Source organism: Xanthomonas campestris pv. campestris str. ATCC 33913, from assembly GCF_000007145.1.
GTDB classification, from domain to species: Bacteria; Pseudomonadota; Gammaproteobacteria; order Xanthomonadales; family Xanthomonadaceae; genus Xanthomonas; species Xanthomonas campestris.
The window spans coordinates 3,587,431-3,611,086 of record NC_003902.1 but is presented as its reverse complement, the minus strand read 5'-3'; the positions used below and the strand labels follow the sequence as shown (position 1 = coordinate 3,611,086).

Annotated in this window: 14 protein-coding genes and 1 pseudogene; 6 read left to right on the top strand and 9 right to left on the bottom strand. The window is 66.1% G+C overall.

All coding sequences use genetic code 11. The features are described 5' to 3' along the window. Nucleotides 1-59: 59 nt before the first annotated feature. The 3 genes from XCC_RS15820 to ybaL form a co-directional block, all read right to left on the bottom strand. Entirely contained in the window at nucleotides 60-2,189 is a 2,130-nt protein-coding gene (locus XCC_RS15820) for a TonB-dependent receptor family protein (RefSeq protein ID WP_011038165.1), read from the bottom strand. Beyond that, complete coding sequence (locus XCC_RS15815; RefSeq protein ID WP_011038164.1) at nucleotides 2,190-2,951, bottom strand: HpcH/HpaI aldolase family protein; 762 nt, start codon at nucleotides 2,949-2,951, stop codon at nucleotides 2,190-2,192. It abuts the gene before it with no gap. A 192-nt stretch (nucleotides 2,952-3,143) separates the two neighbouring features. Next, nucleotides 3,144-4,841 carry a YbaL family putative K(+) efflux transporter gene (ybaL, locus tag XCC_RS15810; protein WP_011038163.1) on the bottom strand — a complete coding sequence of 566 codons (1,698 nt, stop codon included), beginning with the start codon at nucleotides 4,839-4,841 and terminating at the stop codon, nucleotides 3,144-3,146. A 1,071-nt stretch (nucleotides 4,842-5,912) separates the two neighbouring features. Between ybaL and XCC_RS15805 the strand changes: the two genes are divergently transcribed. Beyond that, entirely contained in the window at nucleotides 5,913-7,106 is a 1,194-nt protein-coding gene (locus tag XCC_RS15805; RefSeq protein ID WP_011038162.1) for a cytochrome P450, read from the top strand. A gap of 102 nt (nucleotides 7,107-7,208) precedes the next feature. On the opposite strand, the gene XCC_RS15800 is transcribed toward XCC_RS15805, so the two are convergent. The 4 genes from XCC_RS15800 to XCC_RS15785 form a co-directional block, all read right to left on the bottom strand. After that, complete coding sequence (locus XCC_RS15800) at nucleotides 7,209-9,608, bottom strand: TonB-dependent receptor plug domain-containing protein (protein ID WP_011038161.1); 2,400 nt, start codon at nucleotides 9,606-9,608, stop codon at nucleotides 7,209-7,211. A gap of 330 nt (nucleotides 9,609-9,938) precedes the next feature. Beyond that, nucleotides 9,939-12,326, bottom strand: coding sequence for a TonB-dependent receptor plug domain-containing protein (locus tag XCC_RS15795; RefSeq protein ID WP_011038160.1), 2,388 nt, complete (start codon nucleotides 12,324-12,326; stop codon nucleotides 9,939-9,941). Between the two features lie 275 nt (nucleotides 12,327-12,601). Next, on the bottom strand, nucleotides 12,602-13,027 hold the full coding sequence (locus tag XCC_RS15790; protein WP_043877724.1) for a VOC family protein: 426 nt from the start codon (nucleotides 13,025-13,027) through the stop codon (nucleotides 12,602-12,604). A gap of 186 nt (nucleotides 13,028-13,213) precedes the next feature. Beyond that, a complete protein-coding gene (locus XCC_RS15785; RefSeq protein ID WP_011038158.1) occupies nucleotides 13,214-15,595 on the bottom strand; it encodes a TonB-dependent receptor plug domain-containing protein in 2,382 nt (793 codons plus the stop codon). A gap of 178 nt (nucleotides 15,596-15,773) precedes the next feature. Between XCC_RS15785 and XCC_RS15780 the strand changes: the two genes are divergently transcribed. Further along, entirely contained in the window at nucleotides 15,774-17,690 is a 1,917-nt protein-coding gene (locus XCC_RS15780) for an ABC-F family ATP-binding cassette domain-containing protein (RefSeq protein WP_011038157.1), read from the top strand. 50 nt (nucleotides 17,691-17,740) lie between these two features. Next, nucleotides 17,741-18,241 carry a YcxB family protein gene (locus tag XCC_RS15775; protein WP_011038156.1) on the top strand — a complete coding sequence of 167 codons (501 nt, stop codon included), beginning with the start codon at nucleotides 17,741-17,743 and terminating at the stop codon, nucleotides 18,239-18,241. Between the two features lie 22 nt (nucleotides 18,242-18,263). Here the strand turns inward: XCC_RS15775 and ampR are convergent, their stop codons facing one another. After that, entirely contained in the window at nucleotides 18,264-19,139 is an 876-nt protein-coding gene (gene ampR, locus XCC_RS15770; protein ID WP_011038155.1) for a LysR family transcriptional regulator AmpR, read from the bottom strand. 100 nt (nucleotides 19,140-19,239) lie between these two features. Between ampR and bla the strand changes: the two genes are divergently transcribed. The 3 genes and pseudogenes from bla (at nucleotide 19,240) to XCC_RS15755 (ending at nucleotide 21,365) form a co-directional block, all read left to right on the top strand. Next, nucleotides 19,240-20,130, top strand: coding sequence for a class A beta-lactamase (bla, locus tag XCC_RS15765; RefSeq protein WP_011038154.1), 891 nt, complete (start codon nucleotides 19,240-19,242; stop codon nucleotides 20,128-20,130). A 123-nt stretch (nucleotides 20,131-20,253) separates the two neighbouring features. Further along, nucleotides 20,254-20,349 (top strand): annotated as a pseudogene (locus XCC_RS15760) (iron dependent repressor); the annotation flags it as partial. A 41-nt stretch (nucleotides 20,350-20,390) separates the two neighbouring features. Continuing rightward, nucleotides 20,391-21,365, top strand: a complete 975-nt coding sequence (locus XCC_RS15755) for an alpha/beta hydrolase (RefSeq protein ID WP_019237388.1) — start codon at nucleotides 20,391-20,393, stop codon at nucleotides 21,363-21,365. A gap of 100 nt (nucleotides 21,366-21,465) precedes the next feature. Here XCC_RS15755 and XCC_RS15750 read toward each other — a convergent pair whose 3' ends face one another. Then, the gene (locus XCC_RS15750; RefSeq protein ID WP_011038152.1) at nucleotides 21,466-23,613 is read right to left on the bottom strand and encodes a phosphocholine-specific phospholipase C; all 2,148 of its coding nucleotides are present in this window, start codon (nucleotides 23,611-23,613) and stop codon (nucleotides 21,466-21,468) included. Nucleotides 23,614-23,656: the final 43 nt, after the last annotated feature.

Genomic DNA, 23,656 nt, shown 5'->3' with positions numbered 1-23,656 from the left:
CTTCATGCGCACTGTCTTCGGTAGTGCGGCAGCGTGATGCGGCTGCCGCGTGGCGCAACTCAGAACGTGTATTCGAGTCCTGCAGTCACGGTGCGCCCGGGCGCGGCCTGGCGGCCCCAGGGGCTGGTATCCACGCCGCGGAACCAGTACTGCCGGTCGAACAGGTTGTTGATCGCCAATGATGCGCTCAGCTTCTGCCCGCCGCGTTCCAGCAAGGTGTGGCTCACTTGCGTATTCCACACCCAGTACGACGGCAGTTCGCCAACCGAGGCAATGGCATTTTCCTGCACCGTGTTGGCGGCATCGCTATAGGCCTTGCTGAAGTAGTAACTCGACAGCGCGACAGTGGTGTGACCGAGCGCGTAGGTGCCGCCCAAGGTGATCTGGTTGCGCGAGGTGTAAGGCACGCGCAGGCCATCGAACGCACCCGATTCCTGCCGTGCATCCAGATACGCGTAGCCGGCGTTGAGGGTCAGTGCACGCAGTTGTTCCGGGCTCCATTGCAGTTCCAGCTCGCCGCCTTGATGGCGTGTCTTGCCGAGGTTGCGGAACACCCGCGTGGTGTTGTCCAGCTGGATCTGCTGATCAAAATCAATGAGGTAGGCGCCCACCTGGATGCGGGTGCGCTCATTGGGTTGATAGCGTGTACCGAGCTCGTAATTCCAGGCCAGCTCCGCGTCCAGATTGTTGCCAAAGATGATCTGGGTCACCTGCGGCGCGCGCATCGAGCGTTGCCCATCCGCATACACAAACCACTGGTCGTTGGCCTGGAAGCCAACCGTCAGGCCCGGCAGCACATCGCGGGTCTGGTTGAGCGTACTCACGCCGGTGGTGCGGTTGAAATAGCGCGAATCCAGCCGCTCATAGCGTAGGCCCGGGGTGATGGTCAGGCGTGCATCCGGCAGCGTGATGGCGTTGCTGACATAGGCCGCCAACGCACGGTCTTCGAACTGCCAATCGCGCACGCTGGTGAACAGGCCATCGCGCAGGCGCAGATTGCCGACCAGAAAATCGATGTCTTCATGCACCGCACGTACGCCGGCGGTCCATTGTTGCTGCACGCCGCCGACATCGCCCATGCGCCAGGTCAGGCGCGGCTCACTGCCAACCACACGAAAATCCCGTGGCGCCGTCTGGCGCAGTTGCGGTGGCAGATCCGAACGCCAGGTTTCGGTGGCAGCCTGGCGCATGCCGACAATGAAGTTGCGGCTGCTGCGCGCGCTGAAGTTGGTCCATGACAGCCGCACGTCCTGCAGCGGGCCCCAGTCACCAACCACCTGCTCGTAGCTCAACGATGCACGCGTGGTGCGGCCGTTGAAACTGTCCAGCGGCCGAGTGGATTGGCGTGGATCGCGGCGGTAATCCTCCGGGCTCAGTGCACCGGCCAGATCCATGTCCACCAGATACCGCTGCACGCTGGCCTTGAGCAGCTTGGTGTCGTCGATCCACCACTCCGCACGCACGCGCAGATTGCTGATGTCGGTGTCGCTGTGCGCGCGCCAGTACTCGCCGTAGGTGCGGTTGGCATCCACCTGCAGGCCAACGTTGTCGGTGACGTAGCCACCGCTGCTCAGCGCACTGTCCTGCAGGAACTGGCCCTGGCCACCGGCGGTGATCTTGTGCGCCAGGGTGGTGGTCCAGTCGCTGGGAATCTCCTTGCTGACCAGGTTGATCACGCCGCCCACGTTGTTGGGCCCGTATTGCACGGCCGCGCCGCCGCGCACGATGTCGATGCGGTCGATCTGGTTCAAGCCGACCGGGAACAGCGACAGGCTGGTTTGCCCGTACGGCGCCAGTGCGAGCGGAATGCCGTCTTCCAGCACCTGCACGCGCCCGCTGCGGCTCTCGTACAGGCCGCGCAGCATGAGTTGCGGCAGGGCGCCGGTGCCGGTTTCATCGAAGATCTTGATGCCGGGCACGCGCTGCAGGGCATCGTCCAATGAGCGATTGCCGCCATTGCGCAGTTGTTCGCGGTCGATCACCTGGCGGCTGCCGGCGTAGCGCTGCACGTCTTCGGGCTTGGAGCGGCCCAGCAGGCTGCCTTGCACCTGCACCGCATCAAGCGCGCGAATCGAAGTATCGGTCTCTACCGCAGTGCCGTCGGTCTCGCCGGCCCGCGCCAGCGGTGCAGCGCTCAAGGTGGTGGCGGCGATGGCAATGGCCAGGGCGTGGAAACGGAACGTCGGCATCTACGGCGTGCTCCTGCAGGCGGGTGATGAAAGGGGTGCGGCAAAGGTGGCCAACTGGCCGCGCAATGCGCGTTGGATCAGGGCACGGTCTTCGCCGGCAAGCAGCCAGCGCGGATCCGGTTGCTGCAACCAGTGTGCGCGTTGCGCGTCAGTGCGCGGGTTGGGGCAGAACGGAACCGCAGCGCTGCGGCATTGCGCGTCCATTTGCAGCAGCAAGGCCCACACCTGTGGATGCGTGGGCTGTGGCCCAAGGCCCAGATCCAGCGCAAGATCGAGCGCGCCTTCCATCACCAGGGTCACGCCGGGCACGGCCAGAATCTGCGGCAACGCCGCAATGCCGGCCGCGCTTTCGATCATCGGCACAATGCGGATGTCGCGGTTGGCCTGCGCGATATAGGTGGGCAGATCGACGTTGCCGAAGCCGGTGACGCGGCCCCCGGTGATGCCGCGCCGGCCCAGCGGCGGAAAGCGTGCCGCGGCAATCGCACTAGCGATCTGCGCAGCCGATTCGGCGCGCGGAACCACGATGCCACGCGCGCCGGCGTCCAGCACGCGGCCGATCAGTTTCTCGTCCACCTCCGGCACCCGCACCCAGGCCTCGCAGCCGGACAGCTCGCAGGCGCGGATGGCGTGTTCCAGTTCGTCCGGCGCGCGCAGCATATGTTCCAGGTCCAGCACCACAAACCCGTAGCCGATCCGGCCCAGCAGTTCGCACAGCTGCACGCTCGGCAGTGCATTCAGAACGCCAACACGCAGTGACATGGATGAGGCCGCCAGGGGAACGGGCGCTCATCCTGCGCTTGATGGGAATGATTATCAAGTGTGTTGAAGGGTGTTTTTCTGGATCGCGAGTCGCATTTTCGCATGGCGGCGCAGTGGAACTTGCACGGCAAAACGCCCGCATACAGTGCGTGTTGGCGGGCGTCTTTTTGAAAGGCGATGTGTTGTCGCCAATTACGACGCCGGCACACGCAATGCGCGATACGGCGGGGTGGACATCACCATCTCGGCCAGCGAGTACGCCAGCTCGCGTTCGGCCAGCACGGCGCCGTCGGCGCCGTGTTCGAGCAGGTGCTTCACTTCTGCATCGCTGTGTGCGCGGGCCAGCAAGGTCAGTGACGGGTTGAGTGCGCGCAGCTTGGCCAGCGCTTCACCGGCTTCCAGCGGCTGCGGAATGGCCAGGATCGCAATCTTGGCCTGCTCCGGGCGCGCTTCGGCCAGCACGCGGTCGGCCGCGGCGCTGCCGCGGATACCGGGAATGCCCGCCGCGTGTGCTTTGGCGACATGGTCGCCGTTGTCGTCGATCACCAGCACCGGGACGCCGCGGCTACGCAGCAGTTGCGCCAGCGCGCTGCCTACGCGGCCGTAGCCGATCACGATGGCGTGGCCGTCCAGTTGCAGCGGCGGGCCGGGCGGCAGTTCCGGCTCCACCGTCGCCGGGGCGTCCTGCGCCTGCTTGGCCTGCCAACGGTCCAGCCACGAGAACAGGAATGGGTTAGCCACGATCGACAGCAACGCCCCGGCCAGGATCAGGTCGCGCCCGGTTTCAGGCAGGATCGCCAACTGCACGCCGAGCCCGGCCAGGATGAAAGAAAATTCGCCGATCTGCGCCAGGCTGGTGGAAATGGTGAGCGCGGTGCCGGTGGGGTGGCCGAAGGCACGCACGATCACGAACGCCGCCAGCGACTTGCCCACGGTCACGGTCAGGAAGGTGGCCAGCACCTGCCAGGGATGGGCGATCAGGATCATTGGGTCGAACAACATGCCCACCGACACGAAGAACAGCACCGCGAATGCATCACGCAGCGGCAGCGAATCGCTGGCCGCCTTGTGGCTGAGCTCGGACTCCTTGAGCAACATGCCGGCGAAGAACGCCCCCAGCGCGAACGACACGCCGAACAACTTCGCCGACCCGAACGCCACTCCCAGCGCAATGCCGAGCACGGCCAGGGTGAACAACTCGCGCGAGCCGGTGGCGGCGACCTTTTCCAGCGACCATTGGATCACCCGGCGCCCAACCACCAGCATCACCGCGACGAAGGCCACCATCTTCAGCAGCGTCCAGCCCAGTGCGGCCAGTAGCGAGGTCGACTCGCCGGCATGTTCGGCAGCGCCGGCGCTGCCGCCGAGCACATTGGCCAGCGCCGGCAACAGCACCAACGCGATCACCATCACCAGGTCTTCGACAATCAACCAGCCCACCGCGATCCGGCCGCGCTGGGTTTCCAGCAGGCGGCGTTCTTCCAGCGCACGCAGCAGGACCACGGTGCTCGCCACCGACAAGGCCAGGCCAAACACCAGCCCCTGCATCAACGGCCAGCCCATGCTCCATGCCAGCGCCCAACCCAGCAGCGTGGCCACCACGATCTGCGCCAGCGCACCGGGCACTGCGATCCACTTCACTTCCATCAGGTCGTCGAGCGAGAAGTGCAGACCCACCCCGAACATCAGCAGCATCACGCCCAGCTCGGAGAGCTGGTTGGCCATGGTCTGATCGGCCACGAAGCCCGGCGTAAATGGCCCGACGCATACGCCGGCCAATAAATAGCCAACCAGCGGCGACAGCTTGACCTTTTGTGCGAGCGTGCCCAGCACGAAGGCGACCGCGAGGCCGACGGCGATGATGTCGATGAGGCTGGTGTCGTGATGCATTCCAATCCGTTGTGAGAGTGTCCGGGAGACGGCGAGTTGCAGCCAGCCAACGGCACTGCGCCGGGCATCGCCTGCGGGCATGCAACCTGTTTGCTGGAGTCCGGAGCGAGGGGAACAGGACCGCGGGGCGGTCCGGTTCGCCGGACACCCATAGTACACAGCGCTCGATTAACGCGATGCGACACGCGTGGAGGTCTTTGCGTGGCTGCTGGCAGCGCGTGCGGCGGCAAGCAGCCTGTGCACGCGTCGCGTGGTCATCGTGGCGTGCTGATGCGCGCAGAGGCCGATGCCGGCGCGGGCACTCGGCACTGCTTTGCGTGGCTGTGGCACAGCCTGGGCTGTTGACCCACCGTGATGCGATGAGGCAGCGGCAAAGCGGTGATCGCGTAGGCCGTCAGTAGCAATCGTGGGCATCGCTTGCCTTGCGTGTTGCGCCTCGCTCTGCAGGTGCAGATGCAGGTGCGGTTGCAGTTTGCAGTTGAACCTGCATTCGTAGTTCAGGGCAGCCGCAGTTCGGGACGGTTGCAGTTGGCGCGTTACATGTGGGGGCGACTCCGCATCAGCGAGCCCCGCAGCTCCGCTTTAGTGCACGTGCAGCGCCGTTGCCGCGGCGCAGCGTCAACGCCACACGCACCGCGATGCTAGCGAGCCCGACGCAGCCTTCCCGGCTTGTTCGCTCCACGAACAACAGCTGCGCCACGCCCGGCGGCAGCACATCGCGCAGCGCAAGAGCCTGCTTGCCTGCACGCCGCCGCAGCGGCGAAGACCGCAATCCACACCGCGCGGGGTTGTTGCCAGCGGAGCAGACACAGCGCCCATCGTCCCGCCGCGCAGTAGCCGCTGCGCCGGCCAACCTCTCCCAATAGCAGGTGACCGCCGAGTAGCCACTTCCAGCACGTGGCGCACCTCAATGCTCCGATCTCCTCGACTTTCCGGACACCGCTTCGCCCTGCGGCAGGGCATGCGCCGATGAGAACCCAACACTGGGCGCGGTCGATGTGTGCGGCGCCTGGCCGCACACGCGCCATACCGCCTTCGCGGCTGCGAAGGCAGGCATTGCACGGAACCACTATGCAGCTCAGCGACTTTGCAACACCGGCTTTTCGGCAAGACCCATACCCCATGTATGCGCGTTTGCGCGCAGCTGGCCCGCTGGTGCAGATCAGCGACAACGGCTGGGTGTCTGGCCACTACACCGTGGTCGATGCACTGCTCAGCGACCGCCGGGTGGGCCGCAACTACCTGGACAGCATCCGTGTGCGTTATGGCGCGAACGCAGCGGAGATGCCGCTTTTCCAGGGCATGAGCCGCATGTTTCTGCTGCTCAATCCGCCGGTCCACACCCAGCAGCGCGCATTGATGACCAAAGCCTTCGGGGCGCGCCAACTTGAGGCGCTACGTGAGGTGGCCGTCGACACTGCCGATGCGTTGCTCGATCAGCATGAAGACAGACGTAGCTGCGATCTGCTCAATGACTTCGCGATGCCGATGACGATCTCGCTGATCTGCCGGATGTTGGGGCTGGCGGTGACCGATGTGGCGGCGCTGGGGCAGGCGAGCAGTGCGCTGGCCAAGGTCTTCGACCCATTGATGCGTCCGGAAGACATGGCACAGGCCACCGCGGCATACACGACGTTGGAGCAGTATTTTCGCGCGATCGTGCTGCAGCGTCGGGATACGCAGGAGGATGATCTGATCGCGCGCCTCATTGCCGCCGAAGACCATGGCCAGCGCATGCCTGTGGATGACATCGTCTCCAATGTGATCATGCTGTTCACGGCCGGCCACGAAACCACCGCCAACATGATCTGCAATGCGCTCATCGCCTTGCACCGGCATCCCGAACAACTGCAGTTGCTGCGCGATACCCCCACACTGATGCCCAACGCGGTGCTGGAATGCATGCGCTACGACAGCTCGGTGCAGGTGGCCATGCGTTCGGTGTTGCAGCCCCTGCAGGTTGAGGGAACGACCCTGCCCGTTGGCGCCATCCTGTACCTGATGCTGGGCTCCGCCAATCACGACGCGGAGCAGTTCACCGCACCGCAGCAGCTGGATCTACGCCGCCAGCAAGGACGTGCACTGTCCTTTGGCGGTGGCGTCCACCATTGCCTGGGCAACCGGCTCGCATTGATCGAACTGGAAACCGCGCTGGAGCGCTTGCTGCAACGCGCGCCCGCATTGCGCCTGCCCGAGTTGGACAATTTGAGCTGGAACGAACGTGCCAATCTGCGCGGCATCCAGGCGTTGCACGCCACTTGGTAAGACGTTCGCTAACACCGGGATGACGCCGGTGGGCGATGTGCCGCGGGCAAAAAAAACGGGCCATCGCGGATACCGCGATGGCCCGGATCTCGCCGCAGTGGATCAGAACCGGTAGGTCACCCGGCCATACCAGTAACGGCCGTTGAAGCCGAACGGGGACAGCGAGGAATACTGCAGGCCGCCAGCACGGTCGTCGTAGGCGGTGGTCAGCTGCGCCTTGGTCGGGTACTGGTTGGTGAGGTTGTCCGCGCCCACGGTGAAGGTGAAGGCGTTCCAGGTCTGGCTGGCGGACAGGTTCAGGATCCAGCGTGCGTCATAGGTCTGGTCCTGGCTGCCGTCGACCGGGTCGCTGATGCGCTTGATCGAGCCGTAACGCGTGGCGTTGCCGTTGAGCGTGAATCCACCGATCGCCCAATCCGCCGAGGCCATGTACTTGGTGCGCGGCGTGGCATCGGTGAGCAGGCCCTGGCTGGCGCGGCCGAAGTTGGGGTTGGACAACTCCAGGATGGTGGTCTTGTTGTAGTTGGCGCTGGCACCCAGGGTCAGCTGGCCCAGCTCGCCCAGATCGGCGATGTAGCTGTTGACCCAGTCCACGCCGCGCGTGCGGCTGGTGGCGCCGTTGACGAAGAACTGCACCGCGGCCACCTGGCCGATCGGCTGCGCCAACTGCAACTGGTCCGAATACAGGATCTGGTCCCAGATGCGGATTTGGTACACGTCCAGGCTGGAGGTGAAGTTGGCAGTTGGCTGCCAGACGCCGCCCAGGCCGTAGTTGCTGGATTTTTCCGGGCTCAGCGGGCGTGCGCCCAGCGCCAGTGCCACCGGGTCGGAGGTGCGGTAGGTGCCCACCTGCACCAGCTCGCCGTTCTGGATCAGCGTCACCACCGAGGCGTAGTTCTGCTGGGCCAGCGACGGCGCGCGGAAGCCGTTGGAGATCGTGCCGCGCAGCGAGAAGGTGTCGGTGAAGGCATAACGCGCCGACAGCTTGCCCGAACGCGTGGCGCCGGCATCGCTGTAGTTTTCATAGCGCCCGGCGATACCGCCGGAGAGCTTCTCGGTGAGGTTGGCTTCCAGGTTGGCGTAGACCGCGTTGCTATGCCGGCCGAACTTGCCTGCCACCGACGGCTCCAACCCGGAGAACACCTGTGCGCCACCGGGATACGGCGCGCCATCGGCCGGATTGATGGTGTTGGGATCGAAGAAATACGAGTCCGGCGAGCCGGCGGTGATGCGGTAGCGGTCCTGGCGATGCTCGGCGCCGAAAGCGACATTGACCGGATACGCCAGGCCCCAATCGAAGGCGCGGCTGATGTCCAGATTCACCGTGCCCTGCTGGGTTTCAAAGCCGCCGGAGTTGAAGTTGGTGGGCGATGCACCGGTGGTGTAGAACAGGTTGGTGTTGATGCTGTTGAGGATGTTGAAGCTCATGTCGTTCTTGCCGTACGACGCCGACAGATCCCAGTTCCACTCGCTCTCGGTGCTGCCCTTGATGCCGAGCACTGCCGAGCGGTCGTTGACCGGGTTGTAGATCTGCGGCAGGAAGCCGTTCGGATAGATCGAGGGCACATTGCGCGCGGGGTTGTCGGCGGCGCGGTAATAGCCGTTGGAAGTCACCTCGCGGCGGCTGGCACTGAAGTGGCCGTACAGTTCCAGGTTCGGCGAGAACTCGTAGCCGAACGCGGCCAGGCCCTGGTAGAACGTGGACTTCGGGTCGCCGTGGCGCTGGTACGGCACGCCACCTGGATTGGGCGTGCCGGGCACGGTGGTGGCGCGGTTGGTGTTTTCGCCGCGGTTGGTGCTCATGGTGTTCTGGTAGTTCCACGACAGCCGCACCCAGCCCGGCGTGGTATCGCCGCCGGTGCCGCCGAAGCCCATGCCGACCGAGCCGTCGATGCCGTTCTGCTCGCCGTCGCCCTTGTCCATGAAACCACCGTTGACCGACACGCTGTTGTCGCCGGTCTTGGCACCGTGCTTGAGCACGATGTTGACCACGCCGGCGATCGCATCGGAGCCGTATTGCGCCGAGGCGCCATCACGCAGCACTTCGATGCGCGCCACCGCCGACATCGGCAGCGAGTTGAGGTCGGCCGGCGCCGAGCCGCGCCCCACATACGGGTTGTAGTTGATCAGCGCAGAGGTGTGATAGCGCTTGCCATCCACCAGCACCAGCACCGCATCCGGCGACAGGCCGCGCAGCGTGGCCGGGCGCGCGGCATCGTTACCGTCGGAAATGGCCGGGCGCGGGAAGTTCAGGGACGGCAGCAGCTTGCCGAGCGCGGTGGCGATATCGGTCGCACCGGTCGCCTGCAACGACTGCTCGGTGATGATGTCGATCGGCGATTCGGATTCGGCCACGGTGCGGTCGGCCACGCGCGTGCCGGTAACGATCAAGGTGTCGAGGGTTTTCTGTGGGGGCGGCTGCTGTGCCTGCGCGGTACCGGCGAACGCGTTGGCGGCCAGCGCGATGGAAACCGCAATCGAAAGAGACGTGGACGTGTGCATGGGATGAGGCGCTCAGGAGGAAAGGGAAGCAGGGGGAAAGGGATGGAGCAGCAAACGCACGGCCATGCGGCATGCAGGAGCGCGACAGCGGCGGGCAGTTGCACTGACCGCAGCGATGGCGCCGTTCGTCCTTGCGTGGGGCAGGTGCAGTCAATGCAGGTGTGCTGGTCGCCGCAGTGGCCGCGCCTGCAAACAGCGCGGCTTTAGGCCGATCAATGCACCGAATGAGGAGTCACCCCGGCGCGTCGTTGCCCGAGGCGCCGGGGTGGATGCCGCGATGGAGCACCGGCAACGCCACCGCGAGGAGGCGTTGCCGGCTGTCCTAGTGACTTACCACTTGTAGTTCACGTTGGCGTACACCAAGGCGCCGTTGAAACCGAACGGCGAGGCGCTGCTGTAGGGCAGGTAGGTCCGCGTGCCCAGGCCGGCTTCCTGACGGTCCGGATATTCGTTGAGCACGTTGTCGCCACCGACGGTGAAGTTCCAGCTGCCCAGCTTGTAGGAGGCGGCCAGGTCCAGCGTCCATTTCGCGGCATAGGTCTGGTCGCTGCCGGCGTTGGTGCCGAAGGTGGTGAATTCGCCCCAGCGCGTAGCGGTGCCGGTGAACGACCAGTTGCCCGGCGACCAGGTGCCGCCCAGGAAGAACTTGTCGCGCGGCGTGCCTTCGGTGATGCGGCCGAGCTCTGCACGGCCGATACGCACCGCGCCCGGATCGATGGCTTCCAGCGCGGGCGGATTGGCCGCGATCTGTTCGACCTCGGTCTTGTTGTAGTTGTAGCCGGTGGTCAGCTCCACGCTGCCGCTGTCCAGGTTCCAGCGATAGGTGCCGACCCCGTCCACGCCCTGGGTCTTGGTGTCCACCGCATTGGTGAAGTAGCGCCCGCCGCCGATCCCCGGGAAGCCATTGGCCTGCAGGTAGTTACGCGCCGCGATGGAGGTGAGGTTCTCCGACAGCACGATGCGGTCATCGATATCGATGCGGTACGCATCGACGGTGATATAGAGATTCTCCACCGGCTGCAACACCACGCCCAGGCCGTAGTTCTTGGACTCTTCGGCCTTGAGCGGTTCGGCACCGAGCGCGATGGCGGCCGGGTTGTCGGTACGGAAGGTGCCGATCTCGAACGGAATCGCCGACACGCCGCCATTGGGCTGCGCCACGTTGAGGAACTGCGTGGCAATCGACTGGAAGTTCTGCTGCTGCAGCGACGGTGCGCGGAAACCGGTGGAGGCGGTGGCACGCAGCGCCACCTTGTCGGTTAACGCGTAGCGCAGCGACAGCTTGCCGGTGGCGGTGTCGCCGAAGTCGCTGTACTTCTCGTAGCGCCCGGCCAAGCCGGCCGACAGCTTTTCGGTGAGATCCGCTTCCAGGTCCACATAGGCCGAGTGGCTGTTGCGGTTGTAGTAGCCGGCATCGGAGAGCTTGAAGCCCGGGAACACCTGCGCACCAGGAATCAGCGCGCCGTTGGCCGAGGGAATGCCGCCATTGGCCGAGGACGCCGCATCACCGGGCGATTGGTTGAACTTTTCGCCGCGCCATTCCGCGCCGAATGCCAAGGCAACCGGGTAGGCCAAACCCCAGTCGAGCGTCTTGGTGAAGTCGGCATTGAGCACGTTCTGGGTGACCTCCAGCGTACCGGCATGGAAGTCGGTGGGGCTGGCCAGCCCTAAGCTGTTGTTCAAGCTGTTGCGCACATCGAAGGTGAGGTTGTTCTGGCCGTAGTTGTAGCTCAGATCGATGTTCAGGCCGCCTTCGGTGGAGGTCTTCAAACCGCCCACCCAGGAGACGTCCTTGCTGACGTTGTAGATCTGCGGCAGGAAACCGTCCGGGTAGATTTCCGGACGGTTGCGGTTGTCGCCGGCAAAGCGGAAGTAGCCGTTGGAGAGCACTTCGCGCCGGCTGACCATGCCGAACGAATAGAAGGTCAGGTAATCGGTGGGGCTGTATTCGCCGTTGAACGACACCGCGCCCTGATCGATTTCGGGATCGCCGTAGCGCTGCTCCACGCGGCCCTGGAACGGCAGCGCGCGGTTGGTCTGATCCGAATGCCCGGCCTGCGCGGCCAGGTGCACCTTGCCGGTACCGGCAAAGCTGAAGCCTGCATCGCCGGACAACTGATACTGCTCGCCGTCGCCGGCGCTGTACTTGCCGTAGCGGCCATTGACGCTGCCGCCTTCGCCGCTGCCCTTGAGCACGATGTTGATCACGCCGGCAATCGCGTCCGAGCCGTATTGCGCCGATGCGCCATCGCGCAGTACTTCGATGCGCTCCACGGCGGCGATCGGAATGGTGTTGAGGTCGGCGGGCGAGGAGCCGCGGCCCTGGGTGTCGTTGAGGTTGATCAGCGCGGTGCTGTGATAGCGCTTGCCGTTGACCAGCACCAGCACCTGATCGGGCGACAGGCCGCGCAACTGCGCAGGGCGCACCGCATCCGAGCCATCGGAGATGGCCGGGCGGGGGAAATTCAGCGAGGGGATCGCGCGCGACAGCGCGGTGGCCAGCTCGGTGGTGCCGGTGGATTCCAGTGCCTGCGGCGAAATGATGTCGATCGGCGAGGCCGATTCGGCCACGGTGCGATCGGCCACGCGCGTACCGGTCACGATCAGCGTATCGAGGGTCTTCTGGGTAGGCGCCTGCGACTGTGCGACAGCAGTTGAAGCGGAAAACGAGAGTGCAAGAACAACGGCAACAGCGAGTGGACTGGTCTTGCAATTCATGCGGTGACAACTCCGAGTGGGGAACGGATGCATCGCAGGGGCCCCCTTCCCGGGCCGCGTCCGTTGCGGCAGCTGCGGTGCGTTCCCAACCATTAACCACGCGTAACCACATGTCAAATTTTGGTTACGTTGCGCAAGTAACTGTCATCAATGACGTGCTAGTGCCATCGTTGTCATCGTGCACCAAAGTGATGCGTTGCTTGCACCACACCTGCAATGGTGCGGCCTGGTTTGCACCATGTTGGACACTGAATACCAGTTATGAAACTTCGGCATCAGTAGGTGATTTGCACCGCCTCCGCACTGCGTTGCGCAGGACCATGGAAGACCGCCTCGATGTTGTTGCCATCCGGGTCGAGCACAAACGCCGCGTAATAACTCGGGTGATACGGGCGCACGCCCGGCGCGCCGTTGTCACGGCCACCGTGTGCAAGTGCGGCGGCATGGAAGGCGTGCACCATCGCCACATCGTGTGCCTGGAAGGCCAGGTGATGGCGGCCGGTGAGTTCGCCCTGGGCAACGGTGTGGCGGTCGGACACGAACAGCTCGTCGGCCCAGAAGAATCCCTCGCCTTCGCCGCCCAGCGGCACGCCGAGCACATCGAGCACGGCGCCGTAAAAGCGCCGGCTCGCCTTCAGGTCCTGCACCACCAGATGCAGGTGATCGATCAAGCGTCCACGCGACAACTGTGCTGTTTCCATCGGAGCGCTCCACATGACAGGAGCGCACGTGATAGCACTGCCGAGGCGGGAAACCCTTCACCCGGCGTTGAGGCCTCCGGCAGCCACGCCATGCCGCAAACAAGGCCGCAGGGAGTAGCCGCCAGCGGCCCAAAACGCATACGCCCCGGGCAGGCCGGGGCGTGTGGACTTGCAGTATGGCAAGGCTTACCAGCGGTAGTTGATGCGGCCGTACACGTAGGCACCGTTGAAACCGAACGGCGACAGATTGCTGTACGGGAATTGCCCGCTGGTGGAGTTGGCGAAGTTGTTCTCGTCCGGGTACTCGTCCAGCAGGTTGTCCGCGCCCAGGGTGAGCGTCCAGCGGTCGATCTTGTAGCTGGCCGAGGCATCCACAACCCACTTGGCGCCGAAGGTCTGATCGTTGATCGCCGCGGCCGGGCGCGTGGTGTATTCACCGTAACGCGTGGCACCCAACGCCAGTGTCCAGTGGTCCAGATTCCAGCTGCCGTTGATCAGGAACTTGTCGCGCGGGAAGCCTTCTTCGATGCGGCCACGTTCGGTGCGGTCGATACGCTCCAGGCTCAACCCGTTGGCTGACAACGCGGCCGGGTTGGCGGCCACGCTGCGCACTTCGGTTTCTGAATAGTTGTAGCCGGCGGTCAGGTCGATGCTGCTGGCGGCGAGCTGCCAGCGGTAGCTGCCCACCACGTCGACACCGCGGGTGCGCGTGTCCACCGCATTGGTGAAGTAACGGCCGCCGTTGATGCCGAAGATGCCTTGCGATTCCAGCAGCGAACGCACGCCGGTACCGGTGAGGTTGGACGACAGCACGATGCGGTCGTCTACATCGATCTGGTACGCATCCACGGTGACGTACAGCGCGTCGGTCGGCTGCAATACCAGGCCCAGGCTGTAGGAGAGTGAGGTCTCCGCATCCAGCGGCTCGGCGCCGAGCGCGCGTGCCACCGTGCTGTCGGCCGGGAAGGTACGGATCTCGAACGGGTTCGGATTGCCGGCCAGGAAGGTGGTGCTGGTGGACTGGAAATACTGCTGCGCCAGCGACGGTGCGCGGAAGCCCGACGACACCGTACCGCGCAAGGCGACCTTGTCGGTGAACGCATAGCGCGCCGACAACTTGCCCGATGCCTGGCTGCCGAAATCGCTGTAGTCCTCGTAGCGCCCGGCCAGGCCGGCGGAGAACTTGTCGGTGAAGTCGGCTTCGATGTCGGCATACAGCGCGTAGCTGTCGCGCGAGTACTGCCCGGACACACTCGGTGCAAACCCACCGAAGCCCTGCGCGCCACCGGCCAGCGTGCCGCTCTGGAAATAGGAGCCCACTTCGCCCGGCGACTGGTTCCACTTCTCGTTGCGGTATTCGGCGCCGAACGCCACCGTGACCGGATACGCCAGGCCCCAATCGAACCCGCGCTTGACGTCGAGGTTGACGATGTTCTGCGTGGTTTCCAGCGCGCCGTCATAGAACGACGTGGGCGAGGTCGGCCCCAGGCTCACATTGAGCGTGTTGCGGGTGTGGAAATCGATCTTGTTGTAGCCGTAGTTGTAGCTGGCATCCCAGTCCCAGCCGCTGGCGGTGGAGCCGCGCACGCCGGCGACCACCGAGCGGTCCTTGGCGTAGGTCTGGATTTCCGGCAGGAAGCCCTGCGGATAGATCGACAGGATGTTCTGCGCGGTGCTGCCCGGCGCGCGGTAGAACGCGAACGAGGTGATGTCGCGGTTGCTCGCGGTGGCGAATGCGTAGCCGGTGATGCTGTCGCTGAAGTTGAATTCGGTGTTGGCCGACAACGCCTGTGCGTTGACGTCGGGGTCGCCGATCTTGAAGGCCTTCTGGCCAACGGCGGGCTGCGAGGCGCTGGGTGCGCCGGCGTAGGCGCGGGCGCGGTCGGTCGGGTCCTGCTGGTTGAGCTGGGCGGCCACGTGCAGCCAGCCGCGGTCGCCGCCGTAGGCCACGCCGGTGTCGCCGGACAGCTCATAGTTGCTGCCGTCGCCGGCCGAATACTGGCCGAACCCGGCTTGCAGGCTGCCGCCCTTTTCCGCGCCCTTGAGCACGATGTTGACCACACCGGCGATGGCGTCGGAGCCGTATTGCGCCGACGCGCCGTCACGCAGCACTTCCACGCGCGCGATGGCCGCTACCGGAATGGTGTTCAGATCCACTGCCGCAGCGCCGCGGCCGATGGTGCCGTTGAGGTTGAGCAGCGACGAGGTGTGGCGGCGCTTGCCATTGACCAGCACCAGCACCTGGTCGGGCGAGAGCCCGCGCAGCTGGGCGGGGCGGATCGCGCTGGTGCCATCGCTCAGCGCCGGACGCGGGAAGTTCAGCGAGGGCAGCGCACGCGCCAGCGCAGTGGCCAGCTCGGAGGTGCCGGTGGCCTGCAGCGACTCGGCGCTGATGATGTCGATAGGCGATTGCGACTCGGCCACGGTGCGGTCGGACACGCGGGTACCGGTGACGATGACCGTGTCCAGGGTGTTGGCGGTGGCCGCCGGGGCGTTCTGGGCGAGGGCGGGGGAGGCAAGCAGCGCGGCGACGATGGCGGTCGCAAGCGTGGACAGCGGGGTATTCATGACAACTCCAAAACGAGGGCCCTGGCGGGACCAGCAAGGCTAGGCAGGCCGGGGTCGCGGCAAGGCGAAGACTGCCGCAGCCAACCTGAAGGCGCTAATTATTTGTTAACGCTAGAATGGCGTCGCAGGAATGCTGCTCATCTGCTCATTCCTTTTCGTTCTATCGGACTGTCCATCAATGATTTCCCTGCGCAACTTCTCCATGCGACGCGGCGAGCGTCTGCTGCTGTCCAACGTCGACCTGACCATGCATGCCGGCTACCGCGTCGGTGTGGTGGGCCGCAACGGCACTGGCAAGTCCAGCCTGTTTGCCGCGGTCAAGGGCGAGCTGGAAGCCGACAAGGGCGACGTCGACCTGCCCGGCAAGGTGCGCACCGCCAGTGTCTCGCAGGAAACCCCGTCCTTGCCCGACCCGGCGCTGTCGTTCGTGCTCGGCGGCGACATCGAGGTGTCCGCCATCCTGCAGAAGGAAGCCGAGGCGACCGCACGCGAGGACTGGGAAGCGGTGGCCAATGCGCACCAGACCATGGCCGAGCTGGGCGCGTACGACGCCGAAGCGCGCGCTGGCAAGCTGCTGCACGGCCTGGGCTTCCCGGCCGATACCCACCATCGCGCGGTGTCCTCGTTCTCCGGCGGCTGGCGGGTGCGGCTGAACCTGGCGCGCGCGCTGATGATGCCCAGCGACCTGCTGCTGCTGGACGAACCGACCAACCACTTGGACATGGACGCGGTGCTGTGGCTGGAGCAATGGCTGCTCAAGTACCCGGGCACCTTGCTGCTGATCAGCCATGACCGCGAGTTCCTGGACAACGTCGCTACCCACACGCTGCACCTGCACGGCGGCACCGCCAAGCTGTACGTCGGCGGCTACACCGATTTCGAGCGCCAGCGCATCGAGCACCTGCGTCAGCAGCAGATTGCGCACGACAAGGAACAGGCCGAGCGCGCGCATCTGCAGAGCTTCATCGACCGCTTCAAGGCGCAGGCCAGCAAGGCCACCCAGGCGCAGAGCCGCATGAAGCGCCTGGCCAAGATGGCCGGCACCGAGGCGGTGCGCGCCGAGCGCGAATTCCGCATCCAGTTCGCCCAGCCCAATCGGCTGCCGTTTTCGTTGATCCGGCTGAATCATCTGGATGCCGGGTATGCGGCTTCGCCGCGGGAATCGGGAATCGGGGATGGGGAATCGCAAAAGCGTGGGTCCAGCGATGCGATTACCGTGCTGCACGATGTTGGATTCGGGCTGGAGGCGGGCGACCGGATCGGGTTGCTGGGGCCCAATGGCGCGGGTAAGTCGACGCTGGTCAAAACACTGGTGGGTGAGCTTGCACCGCTGTCGGGCGAGCGCAGTGCGCACCCGGACCTGCGCATCGGCTACTTCGCCCAGCACACGGTGGAATCGCTGCATGAAGGCCAGTCGCCGATGGACCATTTCCGCGATCTGTCGCCGGACGGTTCCAATCAGGCGTTCCGCGATTTCCTGGGTAAATGGAATTTCGCCGGCGACCGCGCGTTTGAAGTGGTGGATGGCTTCTCCGGGGGCGAGCGCGCGCGCCTGGCGCTGGCGCTGATCGCCTGGCAGCAGCCGAACGTGCTGCTGCTCGACGAACCGACCAACCATTTGGATCTGGAAATGCGCGAGGCGCTGGCCGAGGCGCTGAGCGACTTTGAAGGCGCCATCGTGATGGTCTCGCACGACCGCCATCTGATCGGCCTGGTCTGCGACAGTTTCTGGCGCGTGGCCGATGGCGTGGTCGAGCCGTTCGACGGCGACCTGGACGAATACGCCGCCTGGTTGCGCAGCCGCCCGGCCGCGCAGGGCACCAAGCAGAAGATGGCCGAAGTGGCACCGACCCCGCCACCGCCGACCAAGCCACTGCCGCCGAAAAAGGCAGTCAACCCGCACAGGTTGGCCAGCGCCGAAAAGCGCGTGGGCGAACTGGAAGCCGCGTTGGCGGACCTGGACCGGCAGCTCGCCAACCCGGCCAACTATCCAGATGCCGACAAGACGGCGGTATTGGGCCGCGAGCGCGAAACCACCGCGCAGCAGCTGGCCGCTGCCGAAGCGGCCTGGATGGAGTTGCTGGACGGCGCGTAATGCGCAGGCGTTACGATGCGCAGCGAGCCAACTACACGGATGTCGCGAACATGATCAACGCCACCATCAGCCTGGAAGACCATCTGGCCGCGCAGCGCCTGCATGCGCGGCATACGGCCAAGCGGTTGATCGTGGTGCTGGTGGTCCTGCTGCTGATCGGGATGGGTTTGCTTCAACTGATCGGGGCCGGCGACATCATCGGCCCGGTGCTGATCGGCGCGGGCGGCGGCGGCTTGATCGGCCTGGCGGTGTTGCACGTCTGGGGCTTGCCACGAAAGATCAAGCGCCTGCATGCGCAGCAGGCCGCGCTGCGGCACACCTACACCTATGCGTGGGACGACACCGGGCTGGAAATCACCTGGGCAGACGGGCATCTGCGCCGTCCCTGGTCCGATTACATCCGCTGCCGCGAAAACGAGCGCGTGCTGTTGCTGTATCACAACGACCGGTTATTCGAGCTGTTCGCTCCGCACTGGTTCGCCGACAGGGCGCAGTACGAAGCGTTTCGCCACTTTGCGTTGCAGGTGGGGAAGGCGTCCGCGCGCCGTTGAACGTGGCACGCGGCGACGCTGCTCAATCGGCGCGCTGCTGTTCGGCCAGCAGCCAGGCGCGCAGCCGGGCTTCGGCGTCGCTTTCCGGGCGCGAGCGCAACCGGGTCAACCAGTAGCGCCCCGCATCGATCTCGATCGGGAATGGGCAGGCCAATCGCCCCGCGCCCAGGTCCTGGGCAAACAAGCGCAGCGGCAACAACGCCACACCAGCGCCAGCCGCGGCCGCACTGGCCAGTGCCAGCGACGAATCGAACATCGCGCCACGCGCAGGCACCTCCGAGGTGCCGGCAGCACGAAACCACTGTGCCCATTCGTCCGGCCGGTACGAACGCAGCAACGGCACGTGGGCCAGATCGGCAGGCGTGTGCAAGGCACGCGCCATCGCCGGGGCGCATACCGGCGCAAACGGTGCCTCCATCACGGCATGCGCAATCTGCCCCTGCCAGTCGCCGTCGCCGAAGCGGATTGCCAGATCCAGCCCTTCGCCGGCCAGATCCACCCGATTGTTGTGGGTCGACAGGCGCAGTTCGATGTCCGGATGTGCCGCGTGGAAGGCGGCCACGCGCGGCAGCAACCAGCCGGTGGCAAACGTGGCCACCACGCCCAAGCTGAGCACTTCGCGATAGCGGCCGCCGGCAAAGCGCTCCAGCGTGGCGGCAATGCGGTCGAATGCGTCGCCCAGCACCGGCGCCAGCGCGGCGCCCTCGTCGGTGAGCGCGACCCCGCGCGGCAGGCGGTGGAACAGGCTGGTGCCCAGCTGTTGCTCCAATGCCTTGATCTGGTGGCTGAGCGCGGCCTGGCTGACGCACAGCTCGCCGGCCGCGCGGGTCAGGTTCTGATGGCGTGCGGCGGCCTCGAACGCGCGCAGGGCATTGAGCGGGAGACGCGGTCTGGGCATGCCAGGAGATTAGTTCAATTCATGCCAGGGATCGAAACATTGCGGTGGTCGGCCAGCGCGCCGGCCCCGATACTGCGGGCTCTCTCAAGGAGGCAGCGCCATGTTGAACCGACGGCAGTTCCTGTCCATGACCGGCGCAAGCGTGCTGATTGCGGCGTCCCGTCCCGCATGGGCGCTCTCCCCGGTGGTGAACGTGGACGATATGTTGCGTGCGCGCTGGGCCGAGATCCAACGCGGCACCGGCGGCCGCCTGGGGACGTGCCTGCTCGACAGCGGCTCCGGATGGCGCATCGGCCAGCGCGAGAACGAGCGCTTTCCAATGTGCAGCACCTTCAAATTTGTATTGGCTGCGGCGGTGCTGCAGCGGGTGGACAAGGGGGAGCTGCGGTTGACGCAGCAGATCAAGATCCGCGCCTCCGACATGCTCGAACATGCGCCGGTCACCGAGCGCCATGTCGGCGGCTCACTGAGCGTGGCCGAGCTGTGCCAGGCCACGATGATCCATAGCGACAACCCGGCCGCCAACCTGCTGTTTCCGTTGATCGGTGACCCGCCGGGCCTGACCCGCTTCCTGCGCGGGATCGGTGATACGAAGACCCGCAGTGACCGCCTCGAGCCGGCGATGAACGGGTTCGCCCCAGGCGAGCCGCGCGACACCACCACGCCGGCGGCGATGGCCGCGACCCTGCGCACGCTGCTGCTTGGCGATGCGCTGCAACCGGCGTCGCGCAAACAGCTCACCGCCTGGATGATCGACAACCGCACCGGCGACGATTGCCTGCGCGCCGGCCTGCCGCGCGACTGGAAGATCGGCGACAAGACCGGCAGCAATGGCACCGACACCCGTAACGACATCGCGATCATCTGGCCGCCCGGGCGCGCGGCGCCGTTGCTGCTGACCGCGTATCTCAACGGTGCCACCGTCGATGCGGCCGCCCGCGACGCCGCGTTGAAGGCGGTGGCGGAAGCGGTACGCGACCTCGTGGGTTGAGCGCGGCGGCCAGCGCAGCCGCTGCGGCGTGGTGCACCTGCTGCGCGTGATGCGTCCGCGCCGCGCGTCGACTGCAACACACGCCATCGCGGCGTGGGAAGCGGCGCGCGCCTGAGGCGGTCCGCAGCGCGTGCGCGAGACGCCGAAGGCATCGAGCACCATGTCAGCGAAGCCACCTTCGCCACGTTTCTGGAGCGGCAGGGTGACAGCACACCGTGAGCCAGGATGTTTCCGCTCAACTTCAATTTCGGAGGTCGACAATGCACTGGCTTCGTGTTGCCCGGACTGCGGCGCTGGCGTTGCTGCTCGCTCCCGCCGTGGCGCCGGCGCGCGCCTGGCTGCCGCCACCTGGTCACGTCCAGATGCCGCTCTGGCCGACCGTGGTGCCTGACGCGTTGCCTCACCCACGCCCCGAATCGGTCGGCACCGGCGAGGGCAAGCGCCCCTGGACCAAGGTGGGCGATGTCAGTCGCCCGACGATCACGTTCTATGCCCCCAAGGGGCAGAACACCGGCGCGGCGGCGGTGGTGTTTCCCGGTGGCGGCTACCAGGTGCTGGCCATGGACCTGGAAGGCACCGACATATGCGATTGGTTGAGTGGGCGCGGCATCACCTGCGTGCTGCTCAAGTACCGCGTCCCGAATTCGGGGCCGACCTGGACCAATGGTGGCCGCTATTACCCCAAGGTGCAGACGGCCTTGCAGGATGCGCAGCGCGCACTGGGCCTGGTGCGCCAGCATGCCGACGACTGGGGCGTGGACCCGCACAGGGTCGGCGTCATCGGGTTTTCCGCCGGTGGCCACCTCGTGGCTGCGATGAGTACGCATTTCACCCGGCGCACGTACCCATCGGTCGACGCGGCCGATGCACAGTCCTGCCGCCCGGACTTTGCCATTGCCGTCTATCCGGGCCATCTGTGGGCGCACGAGGATGAGGATCGTGCCAAGCGTGATCCAACGCATCTGCCGCTGCGGCCGGACATCACCGTGACCGCCGACACGCCACCCACCTTCCTGCTGCAGGCCGAGGACGACGAGGTGGATGGCGTCAGCCAGTCACTGGCCTACTACGTGGCCCTCAAGCAGGCTGGCGTGCCGGCGGAAATGCATCTGTACGCCGAAGGTGGGCATGCGTTCGGTCTGCGTGCAGGCAAGCTGCCGATCGCGCAGTGGCCGCACCTGGTGGAAACCTGGCTGGGGACGATCGGCATGCTGGGCACGGCCAGCGCGCCGTGAGCGATGCGGGGCGCGGCAGCGTGGCGCTACCGCGCGGACGACCGCGTGCGTCGGGCTGCGTCTTCGTGTGTGGCCAACGCGCGACAGAAAGCCGCAGCGCTCAGCCGAGCGCGCCGATCGCGCCCGGGTCGTCCTGATACAAGCGTGCCGCCCCGCCCATGGCCGGGTCGCTGACGCTGTCTGCTCCGGTTTCCACGCGGCCGGCCAAGCGTTGGTGTGCGCCGTCGTGCTCGATCCACAGGTCGTACCAGCCGCCGGTGGCCACGGCGCTCCAACTGCGCTGATGACGCTGCCCGGGTGCGATGGTGACACCCTCGCGCGGTTGCGCGTTGGCATACGCGGCCGGTTGCAGCGTGACCGCGACCGGCACGCTGCCGGGGTTGTATAGCGTCAGGCGGAGCGCCTGTGCATCATCGGGATCTTGCGCGATCTCGGCGACTAGGGGCGCTGCGCCCACATTGCCGCGGTAATGGCGATGGAACCCGTTCGGCCCGAGAACCCACAGGTCGTAGCGGCCGTCGTAGGTGGTCCAGGTGCCGTCCAGCGGCGCATCGGCGCCGACGGTGTAGCGGCGCGGAATCGCGGCCAGGTCGTAGCGGTCGTAGACGTGCAGCACGGCCGCCGCGCCGGCATTGGCCATGCGCAACTCCACTTCGCCGCGGGCCTGTACGACATCGAGTTGCACACGGGGGCGATACGGCACCGCGCGCGAACGCCGGAGGCCGAAAGCTTGCTCCGGTGGCTGCAAGGTGGGCGGCAGCGGTGGCAACGTGTGTTGGTGCAGGGCGGCGGCGCGCGTGGCGGTGGCGCTAATATCCGGCAGCGTGCCGACGAACGGGCGCGTGTCCGTGCGGCTGAAATCGAACGCCGCGGTGAGATCGCCACACACCGCGCGCCGCCACGGGGTAATTGCAGTGCATGGCACGCCGAAGCGCCGCTCCAGCAGGCGCAGCACCGAGGTGTGGTCGTAGACCTGCGAATCCACCCAGCCGCCGCGGCTCCAGGGCGAGAGTACGTACAGCGGCACGCGCGGGCCCAGGCCGTACGGGCGCCCGCGCAACTCCGGCAGGTCCACCTTCTGCTCGCCCGGCGCCGGGTGGCGGTGATACTCGTCGTCGGTGGCGATGCTCGACGCACCGGCAAAGCCGCCGGCCGCACGTGGGTCCGGCGAAGGCGGCGCCGGCGGCGGCATGTGATCGAAGAAGCCATCGTTCTCGTCGAACATCAGCAGCAAGGCCGTGCGGCTCCACACCTGCGGATCGGCGGTGAGCGCATCCAGCACGCGCGCGGTATAGGCCGCGCCCTGGGCCGGGCTGGAGGGGTCTGGATGCTCGCTGCCGGCGGCATCGGCAAGGATGAAACTCACCGACGGCAGGCGCCCGCCGATGACGTCTTCGCGCAGTTGCTCCACGCCACGCGTACTCACCCCACGCGCGCGCAGCTGCGCATCGTGGCCGGGCGTCTGGCTGTAGGCCTGGCGGAAGACGTCGAAGCCGGCCAGCGGGTTGTCGGTGAAGTTGTCGCGCATGTCCTGGTAGATCTGCCAGGACACGCCGGCACGCTGCAATTGCTCCACATACGTGGTCCAGCGATAGGGCTCGGCGAACCCGCCCAGGGCGGGAAAGTTGTCGTGCGAGTTGCCGATCACCGGCCCACCGGCGCGCGCCTGCGGATCGTTGCCGCCGGTCCACAGGAACACGCGGTTGGAGTTGGTGCCGGTCTGGATCGCGGCGTGGTACGCATCGCAGACGGTGAACGCATCGGCCAGCGCGAACTGGAACGGAATGTCCGCGCGGCGGTAATACCCCAGCGCGTGGTTGTGCTTGGCCGCCGGCCAGTTGCCGAGCCGGCCGTGATCCCAGGCGCGCTGCGCGTCCACCCAGCTGTGTGGCGTGCCCTGCACACGCATGTAGCCGAACTGCGCTGCGGTATCCAGCGCGAACGGTGCCAGCCATTGGCGGCCGTCCTCGCTGGGTTGCAGCCACACGGTGCGCGCAGGCGCGCCCGGCAGCGGTGGCGCGGGAATCGGAAAGCGGTCGCCGAAGCCACGGACGCCCGGCAGGCTGCCGAAGTAATGATCGAACGCGCGGTTTTCCTGCATCAGGATCACCACATGCTGCAGGTCTTCCAGCGTGCCGCTGCGGCGATCCGGTGCGATGGCCGCTGCCCGCGCGATGCTCGGCAGCAAGGTGGAAGCGCCACCGGCAAGGCCGGCCTGCAGCATGCGGCGGCGAGGAAGATCGATCATTGCGTCACCTGCTGGGTTGGTCCTTGGAGGGCGATTGCTGCAT

Bases quoted from the DNA above. Each gene is read 5' to 3' on its own strand.
- XCC_RS15785 (WP_011038158.1), bottom strand. From the start codon at position 15,595: ATGAATACCCCGCTGTCCACGCTTGCGACCGCCATCGTCGCCGCGCTG.
- XCC_RS15790 (WP_043877724.1), bottom strand. From the start codon at position 13,027: ATGGAAACAGCACAGTTGTCGCGTGGACGCTTGATCGATCACCTGCAT.
- XCC_RS15755 (WP_019237388.1), top strand. From the start codon at position 20,391: ATGCACTGGCTTCGTGTTGCCCGGACTGCGGCGCTGGCGTTGCTGCTC.
- XCC_RS15750 (WP_011038152.1), bottom strand. From the start codon at position 23,613: ATGATCGATCTTCCTCGCCGCCGCATGCTGCAGGCCGGCCTTGCCGGT.
- XCC_RS15795 (WP_011038160.1), bottom strand. From the start codon at position 12,326: ATGAATTGCAAGACCAGTCCACTCGCTGTTGCCGTTGTTCTTGCACTC.
- XCC_RS15780 (WP_011038157.1), top strand. From the start codon at position 15,774: ATGATTTCCCTGCGCAACTTCTCCATGCGACGCGGCGAGCGTCTGCTG.
- XCC_RS15815 (WP_011038164.1), bottom strand. From the start codon at position 2,951: ATGTCACTGCGTGTTGGCGTTCTGAATGCACTGCCGAGCGTGCAGCTG.
- ybaL (WP_011038163.1), bottom strand. From the start codon at position 4,841: ATGCATCACGACACCAGCCTCATCGACATCATCGCCGTCGGCCTCGCG.
- XCC_RS15775 (WP_011038156.1), top strand. From the start codon at position 17,741: ATGATCAACGCCACCATCAGCCTGGAAGACCATCTGGCCGCGCAGCGC.
- XCC_RS15800 (WP_011038161.1), bottom strand. From the start codon at position 9,608: ATGCACACGTCCACGTCTCTTTCGATTGCGGTTTCCATCGCGCTGGCC.
- XCC_RS15805 (WP_011038162.1), top strand. From the start codon at position 5,913: ATGCAGCTCAGCGACTTTGCAACACCGGCTTTTCGGCAAGACCCATAC.
- XCC_RS15820 (WP_011038165.1), bottom strand. From the start codon at position 2,189: ATGCCGACGTTCCGTTTCCACGCCCTGGCCATTGCCATCGCCGCCACC.
- bla (WP_011038154.1), top strand. From the start codon at position 19,240: ATGTTGAACCGACGGCAGTTCCTGTCCATGACCGGCGCAAGCGTGCTG.
- ampR (WP_011038155.1), bottom strand. From the start codon at position 19,139: ATGCCCAGACCGCGTCTCCCGCTCAATGCCCTGCGCGCGTTCGAGGCC.